Below are 538 nucleotides of genomic sequence, written 5' to 3'. Positions count from 1 at the left end.
CGGCTAGAAGCTGAAGCGCAGTGGATTACTCGCCGTCGCCATGATGCTGCTCGATCGAAGCCGCAGCATTCTGCTGGTCTTCCATCGCCTGCAGCTCGGCAGCCATATTGGCCTTCTCCTGCTGCAGCAGCTGCTGGCGCTCTTCCGCTTCCCACGCCTCTTTTTCCTTGCGGGCGCGGTGGAAGGCCAGACCGGTACCGCCAGGAATCAGGCGGCCGACGATSACGTTTTCCTTCAGGCCGCGCAGACCGTCGCGCTTGCCCATGATCGCCGCTTCGGTCAGCACGCGGGTGGTTTCCTGGAACGATGCGGCCGAGATGAAGGAGTCGGTCGACAGCGATGCCTTGGTAATACCCAGCAGCACGTTTTCGTAAGTCGCCGGCAGCTTGCCCGCGGCTTCGATGCGGTCGTTCGCTTCCAGCAGTTCCGAACGCTCGACCTGCTCGCCGACGATGTAGTCGGTGTCGCCGGCTTCGACGATCTGCACGCGGCGCAGCATCTGGCGAACGATCACCTCGATGTGCTTGTCGTTGATCTT

Annotated in this window: 1 pseudogene; it reads right to left on the bottom strand. The window is 62.2% G+C overall.

From position 1 onward, the window contains the following. Nucleotides 1-25 precede the first annotated feature (25 nt). Nucleotides 26-538 (bottom strand): annotated as a pseudogene (locus tag AC1DIX_RS27655) (DNA-directed RNA polymerase subunit beta'); the annotation flags it as partial.

Source organism: Massilia sp. 05N420, assembly GCF_056397205.1.
This window is presented reverse-complemented; position numbering and strand designations above follow the sequence as displayed.